This window comes from Hyalangium ruber (assembly GCF_034259325.1).
In the GTDB taxonomy this organism is placed as follows: Bacteria; Myxococcota; Myxococcia; order Myxococcales; family Myxococcaceae; genus Hyalangium_A; species Hyalangium_A rubrum.
Genome location: NZ_JAXIVS010000003.1, coordinates 236,869 through 253,093 on the forward strand (window position 1 = coordinate 236,869; position 16,225 = coordinate 253,093).

Below are 16,225 nucleotides of genomic sequence, written 5' to 3' on the forward strand. Positions count from 1 at the left end.
AGCGCCCGCCGTGGGAGTCCCCTGAGCAGCAGCCCGCTGGCCCACGGAATGCTTCTCCGGCCGGAGATGCGCTTCCGAGACTCATCGCTCCTCCGAGGGCTGCTGGAGTTGGTGTACCCACCCGCGTGCCTGGCCTGCGCGCGGGTACTGCCTGTCAGCGCCGCCTTCTGCGAGACGTGTGACACCGCCCTGGAGCGCGTGCCTCCGACCTGCTGTCGCACGTGCGCGGAGCCGGGTGCATTTCCCTCCAACAAGTGCCCTCGCTGCCACCTCCACCCGCCGCCCTTCTCGCGGGCCTGGGCGCCCTTCGCTCATGAAGGCCCCGTGGCTCGCGCCATCCACCGCTTCAAATATGAGGACCACCCCGAGCTGGCCCGCCCCCTCGCGGAGCTGCTCGCGGAGGAGGCCCGTAACTTCCTCTCCCGGGCTCCCGCGCTGCTCGTGGCGCTGCCGCTGCACACGCGCCGCTTCCGAGAGCGCCGCTTCGACCAGACGCAGCTGCTCGCGGGCGCTCTCGCCAAGGCCACCTCGCGCCAGGCCCCCGTGGGCCTCCTCACCCGCGCCCGTGAGACGCAGCGCCAGGTGGGGCTCTCCGAGGTGGAGCGCTCCCAGAACGTGGCCGAGGCCTTCGTCGCCTCCCCCGCCGTCGCCGGCCAGGGCCTGCTGCTCATCGACGACGTCTTCACCACTGGCGCCACCACCCGCGCCGCCGCTGAGGCCCTCAGGGCCGCTGGCGCCTCCGCCATCGAGGTGCTCACCCTCGCCCGCGCCTACCGCCTTACGTGAGGCGGGTGTCCACTTACTTTGTCCCACCCAGTAACTCGGGTAGTTTTGGACGCTCTTTCGGGCCTTATCTTGTTTTCTGAGTTTACAAGGCGTATACATTTTCACAGCTACACTGTTACTCACGACCGGTCAGCATCCTCTTCGCGACCGAGGTGACACATGACGCTGGCACTGGTGCCGGATGAGGCTGAGCGGTACTCCACCTTCCTGCTGGGCGGGGAGCACTACGCCATTCCCTCGGGCTGTGTTCGCCAGGCCCTCGAGGATGTCGCGGTCACCCATGTGGCCGCCGCGCCTCGCTTCATGCGCGGGGCCCTCGGCTTCTCCGGACACAAGGTCCCCGTGGTGGACCTGGGCTCGCGGCTGGGCCAGGCGTTCTGCTCCACCGCCGCGCGCACGGGCGTGCTCGTCGTCGAGGTCCACCGTGACGGCCAGCCCATGCTGCTGGGCCTCACGGTGGACACCTTCGGCGCGCCGGTACACCTGAGCCCGCGCGAGGTGGTGTCGGCGCCCTCCTTCGGAGTCACCAGCTACATGGACTCCTTCATCGCCGGCATGGGCCGCCATGGCGAGGGGCTCGTCCTGCTCCTGGACGTGGACCGCATCCTCTCCTCTTCCGAGTTGCTGGCGGCCGACGAGTTCGCCGCCTGCGCCGAGGTGTCGCACCGCCCTGCTCCCCGGAAGGGCCTGCACCCGGTCTGACGCTCGGCTGCTCTGCTCCTGGGCGGGCTTGAACCCCGCCTCCTCACGCCCCGGCTGGCGCCTGTCCCTCTAGAAGGATGGGTGTCCCGGGGCGACGTCTTTTCCACGCTCGGTGACGTTTTCGGTTGCCTGACTGCCGTCCGGGGCCGCATGCAGGGGAAGGCAGTTCTCGTGGCGCCTGTTCATGGGCGTCGGCTCCCCCCAGGGCCCGATGCTTCCACCCACCGACGGACGAGGAATACGACGGATGTCGCGTTTCACATGGCTCGCCGCACTCTTGGTGCTCACCTGCCCGCTCCTGGCGCCCGCGAAGGCCGCCGGCCCCGCCGCCGAGTCGGCACAAGCGTCCGCGACGCGGGCCCTCGAGCTCGCCTCCTCTCCCCGCGGGACCGCCTACCTCATCCGCATGCATGGCCTGGTGGATGAGCTGGAGGACCTCACGCCGCTCGTCAGCACCTACGCGCAGATTGCGAGCAAGCGCACCGCGGACCCGGGCACGCGCGCCACGGCCACCATGCTGTTGATGGACCTGGAGCGCAGCCGCGGCCGCACCGTGCGCGCCGCCGAGGTCCACCGCGCGCTGGGTTTCCTCGGCGACTTCTATGTCGTCGGCGGCTTCGAGAACGAGGGCAAGGCGGGCTGTGACACCGACTTCGGCCCGGAGGCGGCGGCGTTGGACCTGTCCGCGAAGTTCGCGGGCGCCAAGGGCCGCGAGGTGTCCTGGCGTCGGCTCTCGGTGACGCCGACGGATGGGTACGTGGACCTGGCCACGGCGGTGCGGCCCAACCGCGAGGCGGTGGCCTACGCGCTCACGTGGCTGGAGGCGCCCGAGGAGACGCGGGTGGCGCTCGCCCTGGGCACCTCCGGAGCGTACCGGCTGTGGGTGAACGGCCAGCCGGCGGCGCGCGAGGAGCGCTACAACCTGCCCCGACCGGACCAGTCGCGCGTGTCCGTGCGCCTGCGCAAGGGCCTCAACCGGGTGCTGCTCAAGGTGTGCCAGGAGTCAGGCCCGCTGGGCTTCTACCTGCGCCAGGAGCCGGTGAGCGGCGGGCGCGGACCGGTGCGCGCGGTGCTGCCCGCTACGCCCCCGGGCCTGGAGCGCGCTCCGGCGCCGACGCCCCAGCCGCTGCCCACGGTGACTTCGGCCCTCAAGGAGCTGGTGGCCAAGAAGCCCGAGGACGCGACGCTGCGCGGCGAGTACGCCACGGTGCTCTCCTTCTTCCGCGCGTATGACGAGCGCGAGCACACCGCCACGGTGGAGGCCGAGCGCGCGGCGCGGGCGGCCCCGGCGGACGAGAGCCTGCAGCTGCTGGCCGCCACCAACCACCGGGACGACCTGAACCTGCGGCGCCAGTTCCTCGAAGCGGCGCTGAAGGCGGCGCCGGACTCGGCCGCGGCGCGCGTGGCGCTGGCCGAGCACGAGCTGGACCGGGGCCACCCCGAGCGCGTGCCCGCGCTGCTCGAGCCCGTGGTGAAGAAGACGCCCGAGGCGGCCGCGGCGGCGCTGACGCTGGCCCGCGCCTACGAGGCGCTGGGCGAGCAGGTGCGTGCCTATACCCAGGTGGAGGAGCTGTTCCGCCGGCTGCCCGGCGTGCCCCGCGTGGTGCGCGCGGCCACCATGGCCTCGCGCAAGCTGGAGCGCTCGCAGGAGGTGCTGGATCGACTGCGCGTGCTGCTGGCGCTGCGCTACGACGACTCCTCCAGCCGTCGCTTGCTGGCCTCGTCGCTGGCGGACATGGGCCAGGTGAACGAGGCGGCGAGCGAGTACGCCCGGCAGCTGGTGCTCAACCCCTTCGACAACGACTCGCGCGTGCGGCTGGCGGAGCTCAAGGCCGCCAACGGGCAGCCCGACGCGGCCAAGACCCTGTTCTCCGAGGCCCAGGCGCTCTCGCCGGATGAGCCCGAGGTGTACGAGCGCGAGGGCCGCGCGTTGCTGGCCGCTGGGCAGCGGGACGAGGCGCTGGTGGCCTTCGAGCGCTCGCTGGCGCTGCGCCCGCAGAACCCGGGCCTGAAGGAGACGGTGCGCACCCTCAAGGGTGAGTCCAGCACGGGCACCCGCTACCTGGTGGACGCGGCGCCGCTCATGAAGGAGGGCGAGGCCTACCCCACCGAGGACGCGGTGTACCTGGTGGAGAGCACCTACGTGCGCGTGCAGAAGAGCGGCCTGCAGAGCCGGCTGCACCAGATGGCGGTGAAGGTGCTCAACATGCGCGGGGTGGAGACGTTCCGCACCTGGCCAGTGGCGTACTCCCCGGACCGGCAGGAGGTGAAGATCCTCCGTGCCCGCGTGACCAAGCCGGACGGCTCGGTGGTGGAGAGCTACGGCGAGACCGAGCGCAACATGAACGAGCCGTGGACGGGCATGTACTACGACGCCCGCTACAAGATGCTGAACTTCCCGGCGCTGGCGCCCGGCGACGTGCTGGAGCTGCAGTACCGGCTGGAGGACACGGCGCAGGAGAACCTGCTCTCGGACTACTACGGCGACGTGGAGCACATGCAGGGCATGTACCCGAAGGTCCACTACCAGTTCCTCGTGGACATGCCGAAGGAGCGGCCCCTGTTCTCCAACTCCTCGAAGCTGCCGGGGCTGGCCGCCACGAAGGAGGAGCTGGAGGGTGGGCGTACGCTGTACCGGTGGACGGGCAAGGGCGTGCCCAAGGTGGTGCCGGAGCCGGGCATGCCGGGGTGGACGGACAACGTCACCCCGCTGCACGTGTCCACGTACAAGACGTGGGACCAGGTGGGCCGCTACTGGTGGGGCCTGGTGCGCGACCAGCTCAAGCCCAACGACGAGGTGAAGCAGACCGTCGAGCAGGTGCTCAAGGGCGTGGACCGCAAGGATGAGCGGGCGGTGGTGAACGCCATCTACAACTTCGTGGTGACCAACACGCGCTACGTGGCGCTGGAGTTCGGCATCCACGGCTACAAGCCCTACCGGGTGGACCGGGTGCTGGCGCGGCGTTTCGGCGACTGCAAGGACAAGGCGAGCCTCATCCACACCATGCTGACGCTGGCGGGGGTGGAGAGCCGCATGGTGCTGTTGCGCATGCGCACGCTGGGAGGCATCGGCGAGGAGCCGGCGAGCCTGGCGGCCTTCAACCACGCCATCGTCTACGTGCCCAAGTTCCAGCTCTACCTGGACGGGACGGCGGAGTTCCACGGCTCGCGCGAGCTGCCCAGCGCGGACCGGGTGGCCAACGTCCTCATCGTCGCGACGGACGGCTCGAGCACCTTCCTCACCACGCCCGAGGCGAAGGCGGAGGACAACGCCACGCTGCTGACGATGGACGTGACGCTCAAGCCGGACGGCAGCGCGGTGGTGGCGGGCGCGAGCACGGTGACGGGACAAACGGCGCCGGAGTACCGCCGGGCGTACCGGGCGGTGGCCACGCGCAAGTCCACCTTTGAGCGCGCCTGGGCGCAGAGCTTCCCAGGGCTGACGGTGAACGAGGTGAAGCTCAACGACACCACGCGGCTGGACGAGGACGTGGCGGTGGACTTCAACATGAGCATCCCGCGCTACGCGGAGGTGCTCAACGGCGGGGCGCTGCGCTTCCTGCCCTTCGGCACCGGGCGCACCTACCAGCAGGTGTACGCCGCGCTGGCCGAGCGCCGCTACGACTTGCAGATGCAGGGCCCGTGGATGAACCGCTTCACGCTGCGCTACACGCTGCCGGCGGGCTACACGGTGGCGGAGCTGCCGCAGACCCTGGACGAGCAGACGCCGTGGGGCAAGGTACGGCTCACCTACCGCGAGGAGGGCGGCAAGCTCATCGCGGACGGCGAGCTGGTGCTGAGCAAGGCGCGCATCAAGGTGGACGACTACCACCCGTTCCGCGAGTTCCTCGGCCGGGTGGACCGGGCCTTCGGGCGCAAGGTGGTGCTGAAGCCCGGCCCGGGGCAGACTGCCACGCGCTGAACGCCCTAGGCTTCGCGGAATGAAGACGGACAAGATCAAGGAACAGCTCCGGCGCACGCTGCGCCGGGACTTGTGGCTGGCGCTCGGACCGGCGCTGCTCGTCATCGGCGCCGCGTTCGCGGTGACGTTCGTCTTCGTCAAGCCCGCCCCGCCCAAGACGCTCGTGATCGCCACGGCGCAGGACGAGGGCGGCTTCCGGTACTTCGCGCGGCGCTACCAGGAGATCCTCAAGAAGCACGGCATCACCCTGGAGATCCGCCCGACGAAGGGCTCGGTCACCAGCGTCGAGCTGCTGACGCAGGAGGACAGCGGGGTGGACGTCGCGTTCGTGCAGAGCGGCGCGACCACCGGAGAGAAGGCGCCGAACGTCGTCTCGCTCGGCAGCCTCTCGTACGTGCCCCTGTGGGTCTTCTACCGGGGCGAGCCCGTCGAGGACGTGCGCCAGCTCCAGGGCCGGCGCATCGCGGTGGGGCCCGCCGAGAGCGGTACGCGCGCCCTGGCCCTCACCATCCTGGAAGCCAACGGCGTGGCCAAGGCTCCCACGGAGCTACTGCCCCTCGAACGGGACGCGGCCATCGAGCAGCTCAAGCAGGGCACCCTCGACGCGGTGTTCCTGGTCTCCCCGGCGGAGACCCCGGCCATCAAGAAGCTCACCGCGGTGCCCGGCATCCGGCTGCTGAGCTTCACGCGCGCCGAGGCCTACGCCCGCAAGTTCCCGTACCTGTCCAAGCACGTGCTGCCCCGAGGCGTGTTCGATCTCGCGGCGGACGTCCCGGAGCGGGACGTGCTGCTGGTGGCGCCCACGGCGAACCTCGTGGCGCGCGACTCGCTGCACCCGGCGCTGGCGTACCTGCTCATGCGCGCGGCGAGCGAGGTCCACGGCAGCGCGGGCATGCTCGACCGCACGGGTGAGTTCCCGGCGCCGCTGGAGGCGGGCTTTCCGCTGAGCAGCGAGGCCCGTCGCTACTACGAGGCCGGCGTCCCCCTGCTGCAGCGCTACCTGCCCTTCTGGGCCGCCAACCTGGTGGACCGGCTCTGGGTGATGCTGGTGCCCATCATCGCCGTGGTGGTGCCGCTGGCGCGCGCCGTGCCCGCCGTGTTCCTGTGGCGGGTTCGCTCGCGCATCTTCCGCTGGTACGCGCGGCTGAAGGAGATCGAACTCCAGCTCGAGGAGAACCCCGGGCGGGAGATGCTCGAGGACATGCTGCGGCGGCTCGATGAGGCGGAGCGAGAGGTGAACCGGATTCCGCTCCCCCTCTCGTACGCCGAGAACCTCTACTACTTCCGCGAGCACATCGACGTCGTGCGCCGGCGGCTCACCCGCCGGCTCTCGGGAGCGCCCGAGGGCAAGGACGCCGGCATCAAGGCGACCGGCTGAGCGCCTCTACTGGTGCAGCGAGCAGTACTGGATCTGCGCGAACCCGGCGTGGGCGGGGTCGGGCTGAACCTGGATGCGCAGCATGGGGCTGCTGCCGGTCCCGCGGCTCAGGTTGACCTGCTCGGCCAGGGCCAGGCAGCGCTGCAGCACGACCTGATCCTGGCTGGCGTAGACGCCCTGGATGCCCGAGCTGGCACCGTAGGCCGTGCCGACGATGCTGAAGTACGGCGTGCTGGTGATGTACTTCGAGTAGTGGCCAACCGTCGCGATGGAGGTGAAGTCGAGGTTGGCGCTGGTGTACCAGGTGGTCGCGTGGGCCGGGACCGCGTACAGGGCCAGGGGCAGCGCGAAGAACAGCTTCTGAAGAGCCTTCAGCTTCATGAACTTCCTCTCTCGGGTGAGATGTCCAACGCCGGAGAGGATAGGTACAGCTTTTACCTGCTATCCACACTTTTAGACTTACTGAAGAGGAAGTAACAGATTTGGGGGTCCTCGGTTTTGAAGCGGCACAACACTTACGAGGACCCCACGATGACCGCCCGGCCCCCTCTGCCGCTCTTCTCCCCGCGAAGCCTCGCCGCGCTGTTCACCCTCTCCTTGGCGACGGGATGTTTCCCCTCCGAGGAAGCCGCTCGGGAGACCGAGATCGAGCAGATCCCCCTTCACATGGAGCGCACGCAGGACGCGCTGCGCTTCTCCTGGGACGGCGACATGGTCCACCGCGTCGACGTCATCCAGTGCGAGTCGGCCCCGCTGCAGGAGCACTGCGCCTGCAATGGCTCGCTCGTGTGGGGACTGGGCGCCGGCGAGACCGAGAAGTTCCACGAGGTGGCGCTCGCGGAGCCCTTCATCGCCTCTCCCCTCCAGTACGGGGTGACGCCGGGGAGCGACCGCAAGGCCTATGCGCCCCGCCCGCTCGTGGCCGGCAAGACGTACCTCGTGCAGGCGGTGCGCGTGGCCCCCTGCGAGTACGGGCCCAACGACTGTCAGAAGATGGTCGCGCGGGGCTGCCAGAGCATCGTCTGGTGAGCGGGGTGAAGACGACCCACCCGCGTCACCCCACGGGGCATGGCACCACGGGATTCTAGACGCGGGCGCGTGCAAGGGTGACCAACGCACGCGCCACAGGTTGGATACCCAGGCTTTCCCCTCCCCCCCTCGCTTGACTGGCACGCCTCAGGAATGATGGTTGAGAGCCAGTGCCTTGCGCTCCGGGGGGAGGCGAAATGGCGGGCCGCACCCAGCTCCATGGCTTCTCGCTCATCCGACTCCTGATCTGGAGCGCGGCGATCATTCCCCCCTGTGTCGGCGTCATCGTCATGGTGGGCTGGATCCGGACGTTGCCCTCACTGACGTCGATGGTGCCCGGCCTGCCGAAGATGAGCCCCAACTCCGCCCTCGGCCTCATCCTCGGCGGCATGGCCCTGGGGCTGCTCCACGCCCTCACTCCGGGACGGCTCCGCCGCGCGGCGGGGCTCGTGGCGGCCTGGGGACTCATCCTCATCGGTGCCGCCACCCTGCTCCAGCTCCTCAGCGGCAGGGACCTGGGCGTCCAGGTCCTCTTGTTCCGGTGGACGGACTGGGCCTCGAGGACTCCGCCGCACCTGACCTCGGCCAACACCGCGGCCTGCTTCGTCCTGCTCGGCTCCGCGCTGCTCCTGCTCGGGCGCCGCGCTCCGACCTCCCCCAAGTGGGCGACCACGCTCGTCCTCCTGGCATTCATCGGCGCGCTGCGCGCCCTCAATGGCTACATCCACGGGGCCCTCCGGTTCGCGGACGCACCGCAGCTCATCCCCTTCATCGGCATGGGGCTCCACACCTCGCTGGCGATTTTGCTGCTCGGGGTGGGAATCCTGTGCGCGAGACCGGAGGAGGGGCTGGTGGGTCTGCTCACCCGGGACACGCTCGGGGGCTTCCTCGCGCGCCGTCTGGTCCCGGTGGGGCTGCTGGGTCCCCTGCTGGCGGATGGAGCGCTGGAGTTGCTCCACCGGGCCGGCCTCATCAGCGAGCTGGCGAAGGCTCCCCTCTTCTCCACCGTGATGAGCCTGGGGGGCGTGGCGCTGGTCTTCCTGGCCGCGGTGGCGCTCAACCGCATCGACACCGAGCGCCGCCAGGCCAACGCCGCGCTCGAGGCCTCCGAGGCGCGCTACCGCGGCTTGCTGGAGTCGGCGCCGGACGCCGTCGTCACCGCAGACCGCTTCGGGCGGATCATCTTCATCAACGCCCAGGCGGAGCGGGTGTTTGGCTACCCGCGAGAGGAGCTGCTCGGCCAGAAGGTCGAGGTGCTCGTCCCGGAGCGCCTGCGCGAGGCGCACCGCCGCCAACGGGAGGCGTACGTGGCCGCGCCCACCATCCGCAAGATGGGCCAGGGGCTGGCGCTGCGGGGCCTGCGCAAGGACGGCTCCGAGCTTCCGCTGGACATCAGCCTCAGCCCCTTGCAGTCGCAGGACGGGCTCTCCGTCACCACCATCATCCGGGATGTGACGGAGCGCGAGCAGTACCTGGAGCGCCTGAACGCCGCTCGCACCGAGGCGGAGCGTGAGCGCGTCCTGCTCCAGACGGTGGTGGACAGCGCCCCGGTGGGCATCCTCTTCGTGGATCCCTTGAAGGACGAGGTGCGGCTCAACTCCGCGCTCCAGGCCCTGATGGGCGAGCCCATGGAGTCCCCCGCGGGGCGGCGGCAATACCTCGGGCGCCTCCGCCACACGGATGGGCGGCCCGTGAGCTTCGAGGAGCTCCCCTCCACCCGAGCCCTGGCCGGTGAGGAGGTGCCCCCGGAGGAATACCTCGTCCAGAATCCGGACCGACGCATCCCCGTGCTCACGTCGGCGGCGCCGGTGCGCTGGGCCAACGGGGAGGTGCGAGGCGTGGTGGTCTCCATCCAGGACATCTCCGCCCGCCAGGAGCTGGAGCGCCTGCGGCAGGAATATGTGGGGCTCATCACCCATGACCTGCGCACGCCCCTGCAGAACATCACCCTGCGCACCCAGTTGCTGCAGCGCGCGCTCAAGCAGAAGGGCCTCTCGAAGGAGGCCACCACCGCGGAGGCCCTGCTGCGCAACGCGCGGCAGATGAAGGAGATGGTGGAGGAGCTGCTGGAGAGCTCGCGCCTGGAGGCGGGGCAGGTGGAGCTGCACCGTGAGCCGATGGACCTGGTGCGCTTCCTCGAGGAGGTGGTCGAGCGGGATGTCCCGCCCGATGAGCGCGAGCGACTGCGGCTGGAGGTGTCCACGCCGGTGCCCTGGGTGCCCGTGGACGCGCCACGCCTGGAGCGAGTGGTGGTGAACCTGCTGACCAACGCGCTCAAGTACGGCACACCCGGCACGCCCGTGGTGGTGCGCCTGGAGCAGCAGGGCGCGCAGCTCCAGGTGTCGGTGCGAGATCAGGGGCCAGGGCTCAAGCCCGAGGAGCTCCCCCGGCTCTTCACCAAGTTCTACCGGACCCAGTCGGGCCGCAGCGCGCAGGGCGTGGGCCTGGGGCTGTACATCAGCCGGCTCATCATCGAGGCGCATGGAGGCCGTATCTCCGTGCAGAGCACGGCGGGCCAGGGCTCCACCTTCACCTTCACGCTGCCGGTGGTGCCGCCGCACGCGCGAGAGGAGCGGGCGGAGCCTCGGTGAAACCTCTTGCCAGATGCGACCGACCGGTCATATGACCGGTCGGTCACATGCCCACGAGCACATTCTTTCGCCTCCCCGAGGAGCGGAGGGATCGCCTGGTGAACGAGGCGATCGCCGAGTTCTCCGACCGGCCCTACATCGAAGCCTCGCTGTCACAGATCGCGCGCCGCGCGCGCATCCCCAAGGGCAGCGTGTACCAATACTTCGAGGACAAGCTGGACCTGTACCGCTGGCTGCTCACGGAGGAGGCGCCGCGACGCAAGCGCGCGTTCATCGGCGCGGCGAGCCGGGAGGGTGACTTCTGGGCGCGGCTGGAGACGCACATCGAGCGCGGCATGGCGTTCCTCGTCGAGCACCCGCGCCTGGCGCGCCTCTCCGCGGCGGCGGCGGATCCCACGGCGAACGTGGAAGTCCGCGGCCTGCACAAGGCCATCTGCGAGGCTGGCCTCGTGGAGCTTCGGGCGGTGCTCGCGGAGGGAGCGGCGAGCGGAGCCTTGAAGGCCCCCGACCTGGACGTGGCGACACGGCTGGTCTCCACCATCATCGGCCCGGGTTTGACCGATCTGGTGCTCCAGGAGCTTGGGGCGGAACTGCACGAAGTGCTGGCCTCGGACTCGCTCCGCAAGCGGCTGGGCTCCAAGAGCCGCCGCCGGCTCTCTCAACAAGCGGTCCTCTTCATCCGAAATGGCCTGGGCACATCCAGGCCCTAGCGAAAGGAAACTCGAATGGTCAGCTACGACTTCTCCGGGCGGGTCGCGTTCGTCATTGGAGGGACCTCGGGCATTGGTCTCGCCACGGCGCGGGGTTTCGCGAAGGCGGGGGCGAGCGTCGTCCTCGCCGCCCGAGGCGAAGAGGCTGGGCGAGAGGCCCGCGCGGCGCTGGAGGCCGAGGGCGCGAAGGTCCTCTTCCTCCAGACCGACGTGAGAGAGGAATCCTCGGTGGCGCGAGCCGTGGAAGGCGCGGTGAAGCACTTCTGCCGGCTCGACTTCGCGGTGAACAGCGCGGGCAGCGGGGGTGACATGGCCCCGCTGGAGGCCACGAACCAGGAGGTCTGGGACAGCGTCATGGCCATCAACGCCCGAGGTGTCTGGCTGGCGATGCGCTACGAAATCCCGGCGATGCTCGCCTCGGGAGGAGGCGCCATCGTCAACCTGAGTTCCATCTACGGCCTGGCGGGCAAGCCCGCGCACCACGCGTATGTCGCCTCGAAGCACGCGGTGGTCGGAATGACTCGCTCGGTGGCGCTCGAGTACGCGACGCGGGGTATCCGCGTGAACGCCCTCTGTGCGGGCGTCACCCGGACGCCGGCCATGCGCCAGGCCGAGACGTTCGTGCCTGAGCTCGTCCACCAGCTGGTCGCGCAGCATCCGATGGCGCGCATGGCAACGGAGGAGGAGATCGCCGGCGCGGTGCTCTGGCTGTGCTCCGAGGGGGCGGGATACGTGACGGGGGCGCCCCTGCCGGTGGACGGGGGATTCCTCGCGGCGTGAGTTGTTTCACACACAGCCGGTGGGGTCAGATATCGGCATGTACGCTCCCGCTCCGCTCACGCCTGATGCTCTTCACCAGCACGTGGGCTTCGGGCTGGGCACTCACTTCTGCCTGGGCGCTCCGCTGGCCCGGCTCGAGGCGCGCATCCTGCTGAACGCGCTGCTCGACCGCTTCCCGGAAGTCCGCCGAGGAGCCTCGGCTACAAGTCGCTGCCCCTCGTGCTTGGCTGAGCCTCGCTCATGAACAAGCGCGCGCAAGGAGGAGTGCTCGCGGTTCTGCTGCTCGTGGGGATAGGGGTCGGCCTCTTTCTGATGAGAGGCCGTGACACGCACTCCCTCCCCTCGCCTCCAGCTCCGACGGCTCAGGTCGCCAAGCCTCCCGCCCCGGCGGTGCCTGCTCCGCCGCCCTCCGTGCCATCCCGCCACGCCGCGCCGCTGCGCCTCGTGCCCGCGGCCACATCCTCCGAGGACATGCGCGCCACCCATGGGGCCTTCGAGGGGCGCGTCGTCTCCGCCACCACCGGAGAGGGCATCGCGGGCGCGGAGCTGACGTTCTCCTCCGACAGGGGTGGCGCTTCGTCCATTCGCACCGGCGCGGACGGCCGCTTCCGCTTCCTGCCCGGCGCGCCCGGCACCTATCAGCTCGCGGTGGTGACGGCCCAGGGCTACCTGCCCTTCGGCCCCGAGTGGGGTGAGAGCCCCATCCGCCTCACCGCCACCGAGGGCCACCGCATCTCGGACCTCGTGCTGGCCCTCACGCCGGAGGTGGAGCTGCTGGGCAAGGTGCTCTCTCCTGACGGCCAGCCCGTGGCCGGAGCCCGCATCCGGCTGCTCACCGGTCGCGCCGGAGAGTCGGTGCTCTTCCCCACGGCGGACGGCTTCACCTCCGATAGTGCGGGCGAGTTCCGCTTCCATGCGCCCGAGGGAGCCCAGGTGGAGGCCCGGCACCCGGAGTACACCTCCGCGCGTGCCGAGGTGACGCCCTCTGTCGCCCTCTCGCGCCGCATGGAGCTCACCCTGGGCCGGCGCACGGGAGCCCTGGAGGACGGCGGCACGCGCGCCACCGGCACCGAGGGGCTCGCTGGCCGCGTGGTGGACTCCCGCTCGGCGCCCCTGCCCGGAGCGCTGGTGTCCGTGCGCACCGCCGCGCGCGCATATCCCGCCGTCTTCGGAGACCCCATGGGCTACGAGGCGCTCACGGACGGCGAGGGACGCTTCACCGTAGAAGGACTGGAGCCAGGCACCTACGACATCACCGCGCACCAGATGGGGCTTGCCCCCGCGCGCCTCAAGGACATCGCCGCGGGCCGCAAGGACCTCACCCTGATACTCGCCGAGGGCACGAAGCTGGTGGGCTCGGTACGGGACGCGGCCTCGGGCGCTCCGATCTCCTCCTTCTCCGTGAGCGTCATGCTGAAAGTGGGCCCGCTGCAGCGCGAGTCCTTCACGCAGCTCTCGTTCATCGACGCCCAGGGTCACTACGCGCTGGCCGGCCTGCCCATCGGGAGCTACGTGGTCCAGGTAGCGGCGCCTGGCTACGCGCCCGCGGAGGCACCGGTGGAGGTGCCCGACGGCGCCAGCAGCCCGGTGCGCGCTGACTTCGCCCTCTCGCGCGGAGCACGGCTGACGGGACGGGTGGTGGAGGCCGACGACTCCCAGCGTCCCATCGCACAGGCCCGGGTCTCCGTGGAGGGAACCCTGGACACGGGCGCACTCTCCGTGCGGTTCGATGCACTGTCCGACACGAAGGGCGACTTCGCCATCGACGGCCTGCCTCCGCAGGAGGTCTCGCTGTACGTCGCCGCGGAGGGCCACCACAGCCGCGTCCTCTCCAATGTCCGGGCGCGCCCGGGCACGGTGGAGCCGCTGGTCATCGCCCTGCGAAAGACGAAGCCCGGCGAGGAGCCGCAAGTCGAGCTGGTCGGCATCGGCGCGGTGCTGGCCGCCCGCGACGACGCGCTGGTGCTGGGCCAGGTGGTGGAGGGAGGCGGCGCCGCCGAAGCCGGACTGGCCGTGGGTGACAGCATCCTGCGCATCGACGGTGTGTCCGTGGTGGAGCTTGGCTTCGCCGGCTCCATCAACCGCATCCGGGGACCGGAGAACAGTCGGGTGGTGCTCAGCATCCGTCGGGGCCAGGCCGGGGACGCTGGCACGGGCCCCGGGGTGGACGTCCCGGTCACCCGTAGACGCCTGCAACAGTAGGCTCCGGAGCGTGTTCGAAGGCCCTGCTTCTGGTCCGGACGCGCTTGCGTCCAACTCGGAAACGCCTCCCACGCGGGCATTGAGGAGAGCTGTGCGGCTCTCGCAGCACGAACTGCACATCCCGCAGTCCGGTCTGCGGGTCCCGCACTTCGCGATGCGGGTCCCGCACCGCATGCAGCAGCGCACGGCGAACGCATGAGGTGATGAGCCGTTGGAACACCCCTTGCTCAAGGGGAAGGCATGCCGGCTCCGAGAGGAGCAGGCGCAACTCCAACCCCCATGAGCACGAGGCACGTCATGACGAAGCATGCGAAGGCGGTCCGCGGCGGTTCCCAGAAGTTCTCCAGCAACGGCTTCTCTAAGTTCGGTGGCGGCCTGCTCACCCTCACTCTGCTCTCGACGGGAGCGTGCGCGCCCGAGGCGGAGGACGCGCTTCTGGAGGAGCAGCAGGAGCTGCGCACCACGGGCCAGCTGCTGCGCTCGAAGAATCCGGTGCCGGAGCAGTACATCGTGGTGCTCAAGGACGCGGAGCCGGGGCTGGCGGCGGCGAGCGCGGAGCAGGCGACCCTGGCGCTGGAGTCCCGCCACGGCGTGAAGGCCGAGCGCACCTTCAAGCACGCGCTGCGCGGCTTCGTGGTGCGCGCCAGCGAGGCCCGGGCCCTGGAGCTGGCCGCGGACCCGAACGTGAAATACGTGGTGGAGGACAGCTTCGTGCAAACCACCGCGACGCAGACGGGGGCCACCTGGGGGCTGGATCGCATCGACCAGCGCTACCGGCCCCTGAACTCCTCCTACACCTACAACGCCACGGGGAGCGGGGTTCACGCCTACGTCATCGACACGGGCATCCGCGCCACCCACTCGGAGTTCGGCGGGCGCGTCTCGCTGGACTTCACCTCCATCTCGGATGGCAACGGGGCCAGTGATTGCAACGGCCACGGCACGCACGTGGCGGGCACCATCGGCGGCAGCACCTACGGCGTGGCCAAGGGCGTGAGCCTGCACGCGGTGCGAGTGCTGGGCTGCAACGGCTCGGGCACCACCTCGGGCGTCATCAGCGGCGTGGACTGGGTGACGGCCAACCACATCAAGCCGGCGGTGGCCAACATGAGCCTCGGCGGCGGCGCGAATGCCGCGCTGGATGCCGCGGTGGAGGCCTCCATCGCCGCGGGCGTCACCTACGCGGTGGCCGCGGGCAACAACAACGCGGATGCGTGCAGCTACTCGCCCGCGCGCACCCCCAACGCCCTCACGGTGGGCGCCACCACCAGCAGTGACGAGCGCGCCTCCTACTCCAACTACGGCACGTGCCTGGACCTCTTCGCCCCTGGCTCGGGCATCACCTCGGCGTACAAGGACAGTGACAGCGCCACCGCCTCGCTGAGCGGCACCTCCATGGCGAGTCCACACGTGGCCGGTGCGGCGGCCCTGCACCTGCAGCTCAACCCCTCCGCGACGCCGAGCGCTGTCCGGACGGCGCTGATCAACTCCGCCTCCTCGGGCGGCGAGATCAGCAATGTGGGCACGGGCTCGCCGGGGCTGATGCTATTCACTGGCTGGACGGCGGCCTCGTCGAGCCTGATCTCCATCCGCACGGGGGCCGGCTACTACTTCATCGCCAACAGCGGGGGCGGGGGGGATGTGAACGCCTCCTTCACGGCCATCGGCACGCATGAGAAGTTCAACCTCATCGATGAGAACGGCGGCACGCTGGAGAGCGGTGACTACGTCAACCTCCAGGCCTACCAGGGCCACTTCATGGTCGCTGAGGGCAACGGAGGCGCCGACGTGAACGCCAACCGCACCTCCGTCGGTCCCTGGGAGCGCTTCCGTATGTGGAAGGTTGGCGGCAGCGGCACCATCAACTCGGGTGATTCGTTCGCCCTGCAGTCCGGCAATGGCCACTACGTGGTGGCCGAGGGCAATGGTGGCGGCCAGGTGAACTGCAACCGCACCTCCATTGGTCCCTGGGAGACCCTCACCCTGGTGAAGTAGCCCGATGAACGCACGGCCGTACTGAAGGCGACAGCGGGTCAGGTTCATGCCTGGCCCGCTTGTCCGTTTCGGTTGACCTCTCGGGGTGCTTCCCGGAGCATTGGCCTGGGCCGGTTCACTTGGGGGAAAT

At 70.1% G+C, this 16,225-nt stretch carries 12 protein-coding genes; 11 read left to right on the forward strand and 1 reads right to left on the reverse strand.

From position 1 onward, the window contains the following. Positions 1 to 48: 48 nt before the first annotated feature. The 4 genes from SYV04_RS09905 (at position 49) to SYV04_RS09920 (ending at position 6,788) form a co-directional block, all read left to right on the forward strand. On the forward strand, positions 49 to 786 hold the full coding sequence (locus tag SYV04_RS09905) for a phosphoribosyltransferase family protein (RefSeq protein WP_321545429.1): 738 nt from the start codon (positions 49 to 51) through the stop codon (positions 784 to 786). A 159-nt stretch (positions 787 to 945) separates the two neighbouring features. Continuing rightward, positions 946 to 1,488 carry a chemotaxis protein CheW gene (locus tag SYV04_RS09910; protein WP_321545430.1) on the forward strand — a complete coding sequence of 181 codons (543 nt, stop codon included), beginning with the start codon at positions 946 to 948 and terminating at the stop codon, positions 1,486 to 1,488. 247 nt (positions 1,489 to 1,735) lie between these two features. Further along, positions 1,736 to 5,410 (forward strand): DUF3857 domain-containing protein, encoded by a 3,675-nt coding sequence (locus SYV04_RS09915; RefSeq protein WP_321545431.1) that lies wholly within the window; start codon positions 1,736 to 1,738, stop codon positions 5,408 to 5,410. Between the two features lie 19 nt (positions 5,411 to 5,429). After that, positions 5,430 to 6,788: a TAXI family TRAP transporter solute-binding subunit gene (locus tag SYV04_RS09920; RefSeq protein WP_321545432.1), complete on the forward strand. Its 1,359-nt coding sequence runs from the start codon at positions 5,430 to 5,432 to the stop codon at positions 6,786 to 6,788. Between the two features lie 6 nt (positions 6,789 to 6,794). On the opposite strand, the gene SYV04_RS09925 is transcribed toward SYV04_RS09920, so the two are convergent. After that, positions 6,795 to 7,169 (reverse strand): hypothetical protein, encoded by a 375-nt coding sequence (locus tag SYV04_RS09925; RefSeq protein ID WP_321545433.1) that lies wholly within the window; start codon positions 7,167 to 7,169, stop codon positions 6,795 to 6,797. 150 nt (positions 7,170 to 7,319) lie between these two features. On the opposite strand from SYV04_RS09925, the gene SYV04_RS09930 reads away from it, so the two are divergent. From SYV04_RS09930 to SYV04_RS09960, 7 genes are all read left to right on the forward strand, one after another. Further along, a complete protein-coding gene (locus SYV04_RS09930) occupies positions 7,320 to 7,817 on the forward strand; it encodes a hypothetical protein (RefSeq protein WP_321545434.1) in 498 nt (165 codons plus the stop codon). A 197-nt stretch (positions 7,818 to 8,014) separates the two neighbouring features. Continuing rightward, positions 8,015 to 10,408: a sensor histidine kinase gene (locus tag SYV04_RS09935; RefSeq protein WP_321545435.1), complete on the forward strand. Its 2,394-nt coding sequence runs from the start codon at positions 8,015 to 8,017 to the stop codon at positions 10,406 to 10,408. 47 nt (positions 10,409 to 10,455) lie between these two features. After that, positions 10,456 to 11,118, forward strand: coding sequence for a TetR/AcrR family transcriptional regulator (locus SYV04_RS09940; RefSeq protein ID WP_321545436.1), 663 nt, complete (start codon positions 10,456 to 10,458; stop codon positions 11,116 to 11,118). Between the two features lie 15 nt (positions 11,119 to 11,133). Beyond that, positions 11,134 to 11,898 (forward strand): SDR family NAD(P)-dependent oxidoreductase, encoded by a 765-nt coding sequence (locus SYV04_RS09945; RefSeq protein ID WP_321545437.1) that lies wholly within the window; start codon positions 11,134 to 11,136, stop codon positions 11,896 to 11,898. 37 nt (positions 11,899 to 11,935) lie between these two features. Continuing rightward, complete coding sequence (locus tag SYV04_RS09950; protein ID WP_321545438.1) at positions 11,936 to 12,142, forward strand: cytochrome P450; 207 nt, start codon at positions 11,936 to 11,938, stop codon at positions 12,140 to 12,142. Further along, positions 12,139 to 14,100 carry a carboxypeptidase regulatory-like domain-containing protein gene (locus tag SYV04_RS09955; RefSeq protein WP_321545439.1) on the forward strand — a complete coding sequence of 654 codons (1,962 nt, stop codon included), beginning with the start codon at positions 12,139 to 12,141 and terminating at the stop codon, positions 14,098 to 14,100. The genes SYV04_RS09950 and SYV04_RS09955 overlap by 4 nt, the downstream gene beginning before the upstream one ends. Positions 14,101 to 14,397: 297 nt before the next feature. Then, entirely contained in the window at positions 14,398 to 16,095 is a 1,698-nt protein-coding gene (locus SYV04_RS09960; RefSeq protein ID WP_321545440.1) for a S8 family serine peptidase, read from the forward strand. Positions 16,096 to 16,225: the final 130 nt, after the last annotated feature.

Coding starts and splice junctions, on each gene's coding strand:
- SYV04_RS09905 (WP_321545429.1), top strand. CDS start 49: ATGCTTCTCCGGCCGGAGATGCGCTTCCGAGACTCATCGCTCCTCCGA.
- SYV04_RS09910 (WP_321545430.1), top strand. CDS start 946: ATGACGCTGGCACTGGTGCCGGATGAGGCTGAGCGGTACTCCACCTTC.
- SYV04_RS09915 (WP_321545431.1), top strand. CDS start 1,736: ATGTCGCGTTTCACATGGCTCGCCGCACTCTTGGTGCTCACCTGCCCG.
- SYV04_RS09920 (WP_321545432.1), top strand. CDS start 5,430: ATGAAGACGGACAAGATCAAGGAACAGCTCCGGCGCACGCTGCGCCGG.
- SYV04_RS09925 (WP_321545433.1), bottom strand. CDS start 7,169: ATGAAGCTGAAGGCTCTTCAGAAGCTGTTCTTCGCGCTGCCCCTGGCC.
- SYV04_RS09930 (WP_321545434.1), top strand. CDS start 7,320: ATGACCGCCCGGCCCCCTCTGCCGCTCTTCTCCCCGCGAAGCCTCGCC.
- SYV04_RS09935 (WP_321545435.1), top strand. CDS start 8,015: ATGGCGGGCCGCACCCAGCTCCATGGCTTCTCGCTCATCCGACTCCTG.
- SYV04_RS09940 (WP_321545436.1), top strand. CDS start 10,456: ATGCCCACGAGCACATTCTTTCGCCTCCCCGAGGAGCGGAGGGATCGC.
- SYV04_RS09945 (WP_321545437.1), top strand. CDS start 11,134: ATGGTCAGCTACGACTTCTCCGGGCGGGTCGCGTTCGTCATTGGAGGG.
- SYV04_RS09950 (WP_321545438.1), top strand. CDS start 11,936: ATGTACGCTCCCGCTCCGCTCACGCCTGATGCTCTTCACCAGCACGTG.
- SYV04_RS09955 (WP_321545439.1), top strand. CDS start 12,139: ATGAACAAGCGCGCGCAAGGAGGAGTGCTCGCGGTTCTGCTGCTCGTG.
- SYV04_RS09960 (WP_321545440.1), top strand. CDS start 14,398: ATGACGAAGCATGCGAAGGCGGTCCGCGGCGGTTCCCAGAAGTTCTCC.